The organism is Mycobacterium sp. IS-836, assembly GCF_001954275.1.
Taxonomy (GTDB): domain Bacteria; phylum Actinomycetota; class Actinomycetes; order Mycobacteriales; family Mycobacteriaceae; genus Mycobacterium.
Window position 1 is genome coordinate 86,284 of record NZ_MBEU01000083.1, and the last position, 14,112, is coordinate 100,395.

The following is a 14,112-nucleotide window of genomic DNA, read 5'->3' on the forward strand; positions in this document are numbered from 1 at the left end:
CCGTTTGTGAGGGGTTTCCTTCATTTCGACTAGCGGGTACGGAGAATCGGTGAGCGTCAATCCGTTCGACGACGACGGTGGCAGCTTTCTCGTGTTGGTCAACGACGAGGAGCAGCACAGTCTGTGGCCGGTCTTCGCCGATGTTCCTGCCGGCTGGCGGGTGGTTTACGGCGAAGCCGAGCGCGCTGCATGTCTGGACTACATCGAACAGAACTGGACCGATATCCGGCCGAGGAGTCTGCGCGAGAGGCTGGCAGCGGTTCAGGCAGAGAAGTAGACCATCGGGCTTGGGGGATCGTATGGAACTTGAGGACCGGGCACTTCCGCTGACACGAGCGCAGCAGGACATCTGGCTGGCCGAGGAGACCGGGCTCTTCGGCGCCAGGTGGCAATTGGGCGTGTTTGTGCGCATCGCCGGACCGCTCGACACCGATGTGTTCGAATCGGCGATCCGTCACGCCGTCAGCGAGGCCGAACCGCTGCGGGCGTCGTTTTTCCAGCAGGACGGCCAGGTTTTCCAGAAGATCGTGGACGACCCGCACGTGGAGCTGGCGCGCTATGACCTGATGGGCTCGCAGGATCCCGAACGCGACGCCTACCGGCTGGCGTCGTCGATTCAGCGCACGGTGATGCCGCTGAGCGGTCCGCTGTTCAAATTCGCGTTGATGCAGACCCGCATCGATGAGTTCTATTTCTTCGTCTGCTGCCACCACATCGTCACCGACGGCGTCGGCCTCGCCTTTGTTCTGCACCGGCTGGCGACCGTCTACAACGCGATGACCGAGGGCGTGTCGGCCCCACCCGCGTTTTTCGGGTCGCTGACCGATCTGGTCGATTGCGAGCTGGCGTACGAAGCCTCCGTCGACTACGACGAGGACCGGGCCTACTGGGCGGATCACCTGCCGCCGGACAGCGAACGCCAGGCCGGGTCGGTGGTCGAGGCCGGCGGGCGTGACCCCCACGAGTTTGGTGCCCCGGTGGAGCTGGACCCGGCCGCGGTGGCCGGGATGGACGAGTTGGCGCGGGCGTTGGGGATGCGCCGATCGTCGGTGCTGACGGCGGCCTGCGCGCTGCTGGTGGGCGGCTGCGAGGGTGAGGGCTCGCAGGTCGTGTTCGACTTCCCGGTGAGCCGCCGGGTGGATCCGCAGCTCAAGTTGGTGCCCGGGATGATCTCCGGGGTTGTCCCGCTGGTATTGACGGCGTCACCGAGCGCGTCGATCGCCGAATTCTGTGCCCACGTCGACACGCGGATCCGCGAGACGTTGCAGCACCAGCGTTTCCCGGTGCACGCCATGGAGAACGCGGCGCACTTCCACGCCTTCGGGCAGGCGTCGAATCGGGTCGGGCTTAATTTCATTCCGACGACACACCTGACGGACCTCGCCGGTTCCGCCGTGACGGCGACGCTGACCCACGACGGTTTGGGGGATCAGTTCCGGCTGGTCTTTTTCCGCGACGAGGAAAAGCTCTTCCTCAGCACGCCGGGTACCGGCCAATTGTTTGCGAACTGCGATATCGGCGAGTTGGCCAAGCGCCTGGAGCGGGTGTTCACGGCGATGACCGCCGACCCGACACGACCGCTGTCGTCGATCGATCTGCTCGACGAGGCCGAGCGGGCCCGCATCGACGAGGTCGGCAACCGGCCCGTGCTGGCCGAGCTGCCGGCGCCCGCCGCCTCGATCCCGGCGTTGTTTGCGGGTCAGGTCGCGCGCGTGCCGGAGGCCGCGGCGGTGAGCTTCGCGGGCCGCTGCACCACCTACCGCGAGCTCGATGAGGCGTCGAACCGGTTGGCGCACTTGCTGGTTGGCGAGGGAGTGGGGCCGGGGCAGCGGGTGGCGTTGCTGTTCTCCCGATCGGCCGAGGCCATCGTGTCGATCTTGGCGGTGCTGAAGACCGGGGCGGCCTATGTGCCGATCGACCCGGCGGTGCCGGCGGCCCGCATCGAGTTCATGCTCGAGGACGCCGCCCCGCTTGTGGCGCTGACCACCACCGAGCTGGCCGGCCGGCTGGACGGGCACGAGCTGCTGGTCATCGATGTCGACGACCCGCGGATCGCCACCCACCCCAGCACGGCGCTGCCGGCCCCGGCGGCCGACGAGACCGCCTACCTGATCTACACCTCGGGCACCACCGGTGTGCCCAAGGGCGTGGCGATCACCCACCACAACGTGATCCAGCTGATGAAGACGCTGGACGACAGCCTGGAATTGACCGGCCAGGTCTGGTCGCAATGGCATTCCCTGGCCTTCGACGTCTCGGTCTGCGAGATCTGGGGCGCGCTGCTGCACGGTGGTCGGCTGGTGGTGGTGCCCGAATCGGTCGCACGCTCACCGGAAGACTTCCACGCCCTGCTGGTCAGGGAACAGGTCACCGTGTTGAGCCAGACGCCGTCGGCGTTCTACGCGCTGCAAACCGCCGACGCGCTGTCGCCCGAGCTGGGCCGCCAGCTGAAGCTCCAAACGGTGATATTTGCCGGCGAGGCGCTGGAACCCCAACGCCTCAAGAAATGGCTGCACAACCACCCCGGACTGCCGCGACTGATCAACATGTACGGCACCACCGAGACCACCGTGCACGCCTCGTTCCGGGAGATCGGCGGCGCCGACATCGACAGCACCGCCAGTCCCATCGGGGTGCCGCTCGAGCACCTGGGCTTTTTCGTGCTGGACGGCTGGATGCGGCCTGTCCCGGCCGGGGTGGTCGGCGAGCTGTATGTGGCCGGTTCCGGCCTGGGACACGGCTACGTCGGGCGGGGCGGGCTGACTGCAACGCGGTTCGTGGCCTGCCCGTTCAGCGAGCCCGAAGCGCCGGGAACACGGATGTATCGCACGGGCGATCTGGTGTCTTGGCGTGGCGATGGGCAGCTGGAATACCTGGGCCGCGCCGACGAGCAGGTCAAGATCCGCGGCTACCGGATCGAGCTGGGTGAAGTCCAGGCGGCCCTGGCCCGCGTGGGCGGGGTCCAGCAGGCGGTGGTGATCGTCCGTGAGGACCGCCCGGGCGACAAGCGACTGGTGGGGTACACGACCGGAACCGCCGAGCCGGCCGCGGCGCGCGCCGCGCTGGCCGAGCGGCTGCCGTCCTACATGGTGCCGGCCGCGGTGGTGAGGCTGGAGGCGCTGCCGCTGACGGTCAACGGCAAGCTCGACAAGCGCGCCCTGCCCGCACCGGAATACTCCGATGCCGATCGTTATCGCGCCCCCGTCAGCGCGGTCGAGGAGATCCTGGCCGGCATCTACGCCCAGGTGCTCGGTGTCGAGCGGGTGGGCGTCGACGAGTCGTTCTTCGAGCTGGGCGGCGACAGCATCCTGTCGATGCAGGTGGTGGCCCGGGCCCGGGCGGCCGGTGTGGTGTGCCGTCCGCGCGACATCTTCGTCGAGCAGACCGTGGCCCGGCTGGCCCGGGTGGCCGGTGTCGCCGACGGTTCGGGCGACGTGGTCGACGAGGGCCTCGGCGCGGTGGTGGCCACCCCGATCATGCGGTGGCTCAACGACATGGACGGCCCGGTTGACCAGTTCAACCAGACCGTGGTCGTCGCGGCTCCGGCCGGCGTCAGCGAGGCCGACGTCAAGGTCGTGCTGCAGGCGCTGCTGGATCGGCACGCCATGATGCGGCTGCGCGTCGACGACGACGGCGCCGGGGGTTGGTCGCTGCAGGTGCCCGACGTGGGATCGGTGGACGCGGGCGCGTGCCTGCAATCGGTCGACGTGCTCTCCGATGAGGTCCTGGTCGATGCGCGGTCGCGGTTGAACCCGGCCGCCGGCGCGATGCTCAGCGCGGTGTGGGCGGCCTCCACCGGACAGTTGGCGTTGATCGTCCACCATCTGGCCGTCGACGGGGTGTCCTGGCGAATCCTGTTGGAAGACCTCAACATTGCGTGGGCCCAGCATCACAGCGGGCAGCCGGTGGCGTTGCCGGCCGGCGGCACCTCGTTCGCCCGGTGGGCGAAGCTGCTGGCCGAGCACGCACACGATCCGGCGGTGGTCGATCAGATCGAGGCGTGGCGCCAGGTGGCGGCGATCCCGGCGGTGCTGCCCGAGGTCCAACCGGAGGTTGACAGCTACGTCAGCGCCGGGCAGTTGTCGGCGGAGCTGGACGTCGAGACCACCCGCATGCTGCTCGGTGAGGTGCCGGCCGCGTTTCGCGCTGGGGTGCAAGACATTTTGTTGATCGCGTTCGGGTTGGCGCTTTCGGAGTTCTTGGGCACCGGTGGCACGCCGATCGGCATCGACGTCGAGGGCCACGGACGCCACGAGGAGCTGGGCGCCGATGTCGATCTGTCGCGCACGGTGGGTTGGTTTACCACCAAATACCCGGTGTCCCTTGCCCTTGGTGGGCTGCGCTGGGCGCAGGTGGGAGCCGGTGAAGCCGCGCTTGGTGCGGTGCTCAAGGACGCGAAAGAGCAGCTTCGGGCGCTCCCGGACCCGCTGACCTATGGGGTGCTGCGCTACCTGAACCCCGACGTCGACCTGGCCGAGGCCGACCCGCCGATCGGATTCAACTACCTGGGGCGCATGGGCGCGTCGGCGGCCGAGATGTCCGACGACCTGTGGCGACTCTGCCAGGATGGTTTGGCGGCCGGCGGTGCCAGCGCGGCAATACCCATGCCGCTGATGCACACCCTGGAGCTCAATGCCGGCACCGTCGACACCGGCTCGGGCCCGCGCCTGCAGGCCAACTGGACCTGGGCGCCCTCGGCGCTGACTCACGCGCACGTCAACCGGCTGAGCCAATTGTGGTTCGAGGCCCTGGCCGGTATCTGCGCGCATGTGCGCGGCGGTGGAGGCGGGTTGACGCCGTCTGATATCGCGCTCGCCGGTCTCAGCCAGCAGCAGATCGACGAGCTCCAGCGCCACTATGCGGATCGCTGACGTACTGCCCCTGACCCCACTGCAACAGGGGCTGCTCTTCCACGCCAGCACCGTACAAGGTGGCGACGATCTGTACGCCGTGCAGCTCGACATCACCGCGACCGGACCGCTAGACCCACATCGCCTGCGCGATGCGGTGCAAACCATGGTCAACCGGCATCCCAACCTGGCGGCGTTGTTCTCCGAACAATTCGACCAGCCGGTGCAGATCATCCCGGCCGATCCCGAGACCGGTTGGCAGTACGTCGATTTGGACGGCGGCACCGACGCCGACGTCGAGGAGCAGGTCCAACGGCTCTGTGCCGCCGAGCGCGCGGCGGTCCGGGATCTCGCCGAGGAGTCGGCTTTTCGGGCGGCGCTGATCCGTACGGCACCGCATCAGCACCGGTTCGTCCTGACCTTTCACCACATCGTGGTCGACGGCTGGTCGTTGCCGATCGTGCTGCAGGAAATCTTCGCCAGCTATTACGGCCAGCGGCTGCCCGCGGCCGCGCCGTATCGCCGGTTTGTCACCTGGCTGGCCGATCGAGACGTCGGCGCTGCCCGCGCGGCGTGGCAGGCGGCGCTCGCCGGTTTCGAGGCGCCGACCCTGGTCGGCCCGCCCGATCGGCTCAAGCTGGGGCGGCGCGCCGTTGCCTCGTTCCGGGTCCCGGCGGAGGTCACCCGCAACGTCGGAGAGCTCGCGCGGTCCTGCCGGACCACGGTCAACATCGTCGTGCAGGGCGCCTGGGCGCAGCTGCTGACCCTGCTGACCGGCCAGCACGATGTCGCCTTCGGCGTCACCGTCTCGGGTCGGCCCGCCGAGGTGCTGGGCGCGGATTCGATGGTGGGGCTGCTGATCAACACGGTGCCGGTGCGCGCTCAGATGACGCCGGGCACCACCGTCGCGGACCTGCTCGATCGGCTGCAGCAGGTCCACAACGACACCCTCGACCACCAGCACTTGGCGCTGCGCGACATCCACCGCGTCACCGGTCACAACCAGTTGTTCGACACCCTCTTGGCGTTCGAGAACTACCCGATCGACATCGAGGTGTTGTCGGGCGTCGACGGGCTGACCGTCACCGAGTTCACCAACCGCGAATACAACCACTACCCGCTCGCCGTGCAGGTGCTGCCGGGCAGCGAATTGGGCCTGCGCGTCGAATTCGACACCGACGTGTTCGACGCATCCACCATCGACACACTGATCGGGCGGCTGCAGCACATCTTGGCGGCGATGGCCGCCGATCCCGCCCAGCGGTTGTCGGCGATGGATGTGCTGGACGCCGAGGAACGCGCCCGCCTGGACGGATGGGCCAACCGGGCGGCGCTCACTCGGCCGGCCAGCGCGTCGGCGTCGATTCCGGCGTCGTTCGCCACACAGGTCGCGGGCGCACCCGACGCGGTGGCGCTGACTTTCGAAGGCCGCGGCACGACGTACCGCGAGCTGGATGAGGCGTCGAATCGGTTGGCGCACTTGCTGATCGGCCAGGGCGTCGGTCCGGGTGAGCGGGTGGCGCTGTTGTTTCCCCGGTCGGCCGAGGCGGTCGTGGCGATCTTGGCGGTGCTCAAAACCGGTGCGGCGTATGTGCCGATCGACCCGGTGGTGCCGGACGCGCGGATGCAGTTCGTGCTCGGCGATGCCGCGCCCGCCGCCGCGATCACCACCCCCGAGCTGGCCGAGCGGCTGGCCGGGACCGACCTTCCCGTCCTCCGTACCGACGACCCGCGGATTCGCGCCCAGCCCAGCACGGGGTTGCCGGCGCCGGGCGCGGATGAGATCGCCTACCTGATCTACACCTCGGGCACGACCGGCGTCCCCAAGGGGGTGGCCGTCGCCCACCGCAACGTGATTCGGCTGCTCGAGGTGCTCGACGCCGACCTGGAGCTGTCGCCGGGGCAGGCGTGGACCCAATGCCATTCCCTGGCCTTCGACTTCTCGGTGTGGGAGGTCTTCGGCGCGCTGTTGCACGGCGGGCGCCTGGTGGTGGCGCCCGAGGCGGTGGTGCGCTCGCCGGAAGACTTGCGCGCCTTGCTGATTCGCGAACGGGTCAGCGTGCTGAGCCAGACCCCGTCGGCGTTCTATGCGCTGCAGGCCGTCGACGCGCAGTCGCCGCGAGAACAGCTCACGCTCGAGACGGTGGTGTTCGGCGGCGAAGCGCTTGAACCACAACGTCTTCGGGCCTGGCTGGACAACCACCCCGGATCGCCGCGGCTGATCAACATGTACGGCATCACCGAGACGACGGTGCACGCCTCGTTCCGCGAGATCGGCGGCGACGACGTCGACGTCAACGTCAGCCCCATCGGGGTGCCGCTGGGACATCTTGGCTTCTTTGTGCTCGACGGCTGGTTACGACCGGTGCCCGCCGGCGTCGTCGGGGAGTTGTATGTTGCCGGCCCCGGCCAGGGGTATGGGTATGTCGGCCGGGCGGCGTTGACGGCCACGCGATTTGTGGCCTGCCCGTTCGGCGGACCCGGGGCACGCATGTATCGCACCGGCGATCTTGTCTCCTGGGGCGCCGACGGGCAGCTGCACTACCTCGGGCGGGCCGACGCGCAAGTCAAGATCCGGGGCTATCGCATCGAGCTCGGCGAAATCCAGGCCGCGCTGGCCGGCGTGGACGGGGTGGAGCAGGCGGTGGTGATCGCCCGCGAGGACCGCCCCGGCGACAAGCGCCTGGTGGGGTATGTCACCGGGACCGTCGAGCCGGCCACGGCGCGCGCGGGGCTGGCCGAGCGGCTGCCCGAGTACATGGTCCCGGCCGCGGTGGTGGTGTTGGACGCGCTGCCGTTGACGGTCAACGGCAAGCTCGACACCCGCGCCCTGCCGGCGCCGGAATACTCGGACGCCGGTGGCTACCGCGCCCCGGCGACCCTGACCGAGGAGATCGTGTCGGGGATCTACGCCCAGGTGTTGGGGCTGGACCGGGTCGGCGTGGACGAGTCGTTCTTCGACCTGGGCGGGGATTCGCTGCTGGCGATGCGGGTGATCGCCTCGATCAACAAGTCGTTGAACGCCGGCGTTTCGGTGCGAACCCTCTTCGAGGCGCCCACGGTGGCGCAGTTGGCGCCGCGCATCGGTACGGGCGGGGACGGGCTGGAGCCCTTGGTGGCCGGGGAGCGGCCGGCGGTGATTCCGCTCTCGTTTGCCCAGAACCGGTTGTGGTTCCTGGACCAGCTGCAAGGACCGTCCCCGATCTACAACATGGCGGTGGCGTTGCGCCTGCGCGGGCGCCTCGACGCCGACGCATTGGGTGCCGCCCTGGCCGACGTGGTGGCCCGCCACGAAAGTCTGCGGACAGTGTTCGCCGCGCACGACGGCATCCCCCAGCAGGTAGTGCTGCCGGTCGAGCGGATCGACTTCGGTTGGGACGTCGTCGACGCCACCGGCTGGCCGGAAAGCCGGCTGCAGGAAGCCGTCGGCACCTCGGTGCAGTACACGTTTGACCTGGCCGCCGAGATCCCTTTGCGGGCAAGGCTTTTCCGCGTCGACGAGCACGAGCACGTGCTGGTGGCCGCCGTGCACCACATCGCCGCCGACGGCTGGTCGGTGAAGCCGCTGGTGCGTGACCTGGGTGTGGCGTACGCCAGGCGGTCCATGGGGCAAGCCCCCGACTGGACGCCCCTGCCGGTGCAGTACGTCGACTACACGCTGTGGCAGCGGACCCAGTTCGGTGAGCTCGACGACAGCGACAGCCGCATGGCCGCGCAGCTGGCCTACTGGCAGGACGCCCTCGCCGGGATGCCCGAGCGGCTGGAACTTCCCACCGACCGGCCCTACCCGGCGGTCGGCGATTACCGCGGTGCCCGGGTTTCGGTCGACTGGCCGGCGGACCTGCAGCAGCGGGTGCGCGACGTGGCCCGCAAGCACGACGCGACCAGCTTCATGGTGATGCAGGCCGCCCTGGCGGTGTTGCTGTCCACGCTGGGCGCCACCGACGACGTGGCGGTGGGGTTCCCGATCGCCGGGCGGCGCGACCCCGCGCTCGACGAGCTGGTGGGGTCCTTCATCAACACCCTGGTGCTGCGTGTCGACCTGACCGGCGATCCCACCGCCACCGAACTGTTGGACCAGGTGCGCCAGCGCAGCCTGGCCGCCTACGAACACCAGGACGTGCCCTTCGAGGTCCTGGTCGAGCGCCTCAACCCCACCCGGAGCCAGGCCCACCATCCGCTGGTGCAGGTGTTGTTGGCCTGGCAGAACAACGAGCCCGCCACGCTGAGCCTGGGCGACCTGCGGGTCACGCCGCTGCCGGTGGACACCCACACCGCCCGCATGGACCTCGCGTTTTCCCTCGCCGAACGCTGGACCGACGCCGGCGAGCCCGCCGGGATCGGCGGGGAGGTGGAGTTTCGCACCGACGTTTTCGACGCGGCCAGCATCGAGGGGCTGATCGAGCGGTTGCGACGGGTGTTGGTGGCCCTCACCACCGACCCGGCACGGCGGCTGTCGTCGATCGATCTCCTCGACGACGATCAGCAAGCCCAGCTGGACCGGTGGGGTAACCGGGCGGTGCTGGCCCAGCCCCCGGCCGCCGGGGCGTCCATTCCGGCGTTGTTCGCCGCGCAGGTCGCCCGGGCTCCGGAGGCCGTGGCGATCAGGTATGGGGAGCGGTCGTGGACGTACCGCGAGGTCGACGAGGCGTCGAATCGGTTGGCGCACTTGCTTTCTGGGCATGGCGCCGGCCCGGGGCAGTCAGTGGCGGTGCTGTTTGCCCGGTCGGCCGAGGCGATCGTGGCGATTGCGGCGGTGCTCAAGACCGGGGCCGCCTACCTGCCGATCGACCCCGCGCACCCCGACGCGCGGATCGAGTTCATGCTGGCCGATGCCGCGCCCATCGCCGCGATCACCACCGCCGAGCACGCCGACCGGCTACAGGGGCACGGGGTGGCGGTCATCGATGTCGACGACCCGCGGATTCGCGCCCAGCCCAGCAGCGCACTACCCGGACCCGCACCGGACGACATCGCCCACATCATCTACACCTCGGGCACGACCGGTGTCCCCAAAGGGGTCGCCGTAACCCACCGCAACGTGACCCAGTTCCTGGCGGTGGCGGATTCATATGTGCCGCCGGGGGTTTGGACGCAGTGCAATTCCTATGGCTTCGACACGTCGGTGTGGGAGATCTGGGGCCCGCTGTTGCACGGCGGGCGCGTGGTGGTGGTGCCGGAATCGGTTGCCGCCGCGTCCGAAGACTTCCACGCCCTGCTCGTCAGGGAACGGGTCAGCCTCCTCACCTGGACCCCGTCCGCCGTGGCGACGTTGTCGCCGCAGGAGTTGGGACAGATGGCGTTGATCGTGGCCGGCGAGGCCTGCCCGACCGACGTGGTGGATCGGTGGGCGCCGGGGCGACTGATGCTCAACGCCTGCGGCCCGACCGAGACGACGATGGTGGTGACGTTGAGCGCGCCGCTGGCGCCGGGGTCGGGGATCGTGCCGATCGGCTCGCCGGTGCCCGGGTCGGCGTTGTTTGTGCTGGACAAGTGGTTGCGGCCGGTGCCGGCCGGGGTGGTCGGGGAGTTGTATGCGGCCGGCCGCGGCGTCAGCTGCGGCTATGTCCGGCGGGCGGGTTTGACCGCGTCGCGGTTTGTGGCGTGCCCGTTCGGCGGGGCCGGGACGCGGATGTATCGCACCGGGGATCTGGTGCGCTGGCGGGCCGACGGGCAGCTGCAGTACCTGGGCCGCGCCGACGAGCAGGTCAAGGTCCGCGGCTATCGCATCGAACTCGGCGACGTGCGCTCGGCGCTGGCCGGCCTGGACGGGGTGGACGACGCGGCGGTGATCGCCCGCGAGGATCGGCCCGGCGACAAGCGGCTGGTGGGCTATGTCACGGGGACGGTCGAGCCAGCTCGCCTGCGCGCGAAGCTGGCCGACCAGCTGCCGCCGTATATGGTGCCCGCCGCGATCGTCGTCGTCGACGCGCTGCCCCTGACACCCAACGGGAAACTCGACGTCCGGTCGCTACCGGCACCGGAGTACCAGGACGGCGCCGTTTATCGCGCCCCGTCGGGTGCGGTGGAGGAGATCCTGGCGGGCATCTACGCCCAGGTTCTCGGCCTGGAGCGGGTCGGGGTTGACGACTCGTTCTTCGAGCTGGGTGGGGATTCGCTTTCGGCGATGCGGGTGATCGCCGCCGCCAACAAGTCGCTGGACGCTGGGCTTGCGGTGCGTGTCTTGTTCGAGGCCCCGACGGTGGCGCAGTTGGCCCTGCGTGTCGGCGCCGAGGGGGACGGGCTGCAGCCCCTGGTGGCGGGGGAGCGGCCGGCGGTGGTGCCGTTGTCGTTCACCCAGAACCGGTTGTGGTTCTTGGACCAATTGCACGGTCCCTCACCGGTTTACAACATGGCGGTGGCCCTGCGGCTGCGCGGGCCGTTGGACGCCGAGGCATTGGGCGCCGCGCTGGGCGATGTGGTGGCCCGGCACGAAAGCCTGCGCACCGTGTTCGTCGCCCCGCACGGCCAACCCCAGCAGGTGGTGATCCCGGTTGAGCGGGCCGATTTCGGCTGGGATGTCGTCGACGCCGTGGGCTGGTCGGAAAGCCAGCTGGCGGCGGCGATCGAGGAAATGGCGGGCTACGAATTCGATCTTTCTTCCGCGATTCCGTTGCGGGCGCGGCTTTTCCGGACCGCCGACGACGACCATATGCTAGCGGCCGTCGTGCATCACATCGCGGCCGACGGGCTCTCGATCGGCCCGCTGGTGCGCGATCTGGGTGTGGCCTACGCCAGCCGCGCGGTCGGGCAGGCGCCGGGGTGGATGCCGTTGCCGGTGCAGTACGTCGATTACACGCTGTGGCAGCGCGCGCAATTCGGTGAACTCGACGACCCCGAGAGCCGGATCGGCGCCCAATTGGCGTACTGGGAGGGCGCTTTGGCGGGAATGCCCGAGCGCCTTGCGTTGCCCACCGATCGGCCCTACCCGCCGGTGGCCGATTACCGCGGGGCCACCGTGGCGGTGGAGTGGCCCGTCGAGGTGCAGCAGCAGCTGCGCCGCGTGGCGGCGGAACACAACGCGACCAGCTTCATGGTGATGCAGGCCGCGTTGGCGGTGCTGCTGGCGAAGATCAGCGCGACAAGCGATGTGGCCGTGGGATTCCCGATCGCCGGGCGACGCGACACCGCACTGGATGACTTGGTCGGTTTCTTCGTCAACACCTTGGTGCTGCGCCTCGATGTGGCCGGCGATCCCACGATCGCCGAATTACTGGCGCAGGTGCGCCAACGCAGCCTGGCCGCCTACGAGCATCAGGACGTGCCGTTCGAGGTGTTGGTCGAGCGGCTCAACCCGGCCCGCTCATTGGCCCATCACCCGTTGGTTCAGGTGATGCTCGCCTGGCAGAACTGGCAAGACAGCGACCCCGGCGGGATGGCGCTGGGTGATCTCGAGGTCAGCCCGCTGCCGGCCGATACCCATAGCGCCCGCATGGATTTGACGTTTTCGTTGGCGGAACGCTGGACCGAGGACGGCCAGCCCGCCGGGATCGGCGGAAGCGTGGAATTTCGCACCGACGTCTTCGACGCGGCCAGCATCGAAACCCTCATCGACCGGCTGCGGCGGGTCTTGGTGGCGATCACCGCCGATCCGACGCGGCGGCTTTCCACCGTGGACGTGCTCGACGCCGGGGAGCAGGCCCGCCTGGATGGCTGGGCCAACCGCGCGGCGCTGACCCAACCCGCGACCCCCACGGTATCGATTCCGGCGGTGTTCGCCGCGCAGGTGAATCGCTCACCGCACACCGTGGCGCTGACGTTCGACGGCCGCAGCATGACCTACCGCGAGCTGGACGAGGCGTCGAACCGGTTGGCGCACTTGCTGATTGGCCACGGTGCCGGGCCGGGGCAGCGCGTGGCGCTACTGCTGTCGCGCTCGGCCGAGGCGATCGTGTCGATCCTGGCGGTGCTGAAAACCGGTGCGGCCTATGTGCCGATCGACCCCGCGGTGCCGGACGCTCGGATGCAGTTCGTGCTCGGCGATGCCGCGCCGATCGCCGCGATCACCGCCACCGCGCACGCCGACCGGCTGGCCGGACAGGACCTGCTGGCCATCGACATCCACGACCCGCGCATCGCAGCCCAGCCCAGCACCGCATTGCCGGCCCCGGCCCCCGACGAAATCGCTTACCTGATCTACACCTCGGGGACCACTGGAGTCCCCAAGGGTGTCGCGATCACCCACCACAACGTGATCGAGCTGCTGGACTCCATGGGCGACAGCCTGGAGCTGACCGATGTGTGGTCGCAATGGCATTCGCTGGCCTTCGACGTGTCGGTGTGCGAGATGTGGGGCGCGCTCCTGCACGGCGGGCGGCTGGTGGTGGTGCCCGAGTCGGTGGCGCGTTCACCGGAAGAGTTCCACTCCCTCCTGGTCGCGGAGCAAGTCGGCGTCCTGAGTCAGACCCCGTCGGCGTTTTATGCGCTGCAAGCCGCCGACGCGCAATCACCGGAGCTGGGCCAACGGCTGAACCTGCGGACCGTGATCTTCGCCGGCGAGGCGCTGGAACCCCAACGCCTCAAGCAGTGGATGCACGACCATCCCGGATTGCCCCGCCTGATCAACATGTACGGCACCACCGAGACAACGGTGCACGCCTCGCTGCGGCAGATCGTCGACGGCGACGCCGTCACCAATGTCAGCCCCGTCGGGGGCCCGTTGGCGCATCTCGCCTTTTTTGTGCTGGACGGGTGGTTGCGGCCGACACCGCCCGGCGTGATCGGTGAGCTGTATGTGGCCGGTTCCGGCGCGGGGTACGGATACGTGCGGCGGGCCGGCTTGACCGCGTCGCGGTTTGTGGCGTGCCCCTTCGGGGTGCCCGGGTCGCGGATGTATCGCACCGGCGACCTGGTGTGCTGGGGCGCCGACGGGCAGCTGCAGTACCTCGGGCGCGCCGACGACCAGGTCAAGATCCGCGGTTATCGCATCGAGCTCGGTGAAATCCAGGCCGCGCTGGCCAGCGTGGACGGGGTGCGCCAAGCGGTGGTGATCGCCCGCGAGGACCAACCCGGCGACAAGCGCCTGGTCGGCTATGTCACCGGGAACACCGACGCGGCCCGGGTGCGCGCCCAGCTGGCCGAGCGGCTCCCGGCCTACATGGTCCCCGCCGCGGTCATGGTGATCGATGCCCTGCCGCTGACGGTCAACGGCAAGCTCGACAAACGCGCCCTGCCGGCGCCGGAGTACCAGGACGCCGGCGGTTACCGCGCCCCGGCCACCCCCACCGAGGACATCGTCGCCGGCATCTACGGCCAGGTCCTT

3 protein-coding genes are annotated in these 14,112 nt (G+C 69.3%); all 3 read left to right on the forward strand.

What is annotated here, in order from left to right; genetic code table 11:
• Positions 1–49: 49 nt before the first annotated feature.
• Positions 50–277: an MbtH family protein gene (locus tag A5747_RS22480; protein ID WP_076128432.1), complete on the forward strand. Its 228-nt coding sequence runs from the start codon at positions 50–52 to the stop codon at positions 275–277.
• 22 nt (positions 278–299) lie between these two features.
• On the forward strand, positions 300–4,871 hold the full coding sequence (locus A5747_RS25820) for a non-ribosomal peptide synthetase (RefSeq protein WP_142245693.1): 4,572 nt from the start codon (positions 300–302) through the stop codon (positions 4,869–4,871).
• Positions 4,858–14,112, forward strand: a 9,255-nt coding sequence (locus A5747_RS24690) for a non-ribosomal peptide synthetase (RefSeq protein WP_142245694.1), incomplete at its 3' end; no start/stop codon positions are given. The genes A5747_RS25820 and A5747_RS24690, both read left to right, overlap by 14 nt.

Excerpts from the sequence above, each read along its gene's own strand:
- A5747_RS25820 (WP_142245693.1), top strand. The coding sequence starts at position 300 with ATGGAACTTGAGGACCGGGCACTTCCGCTGACACGAGCGCAGCAGGAC.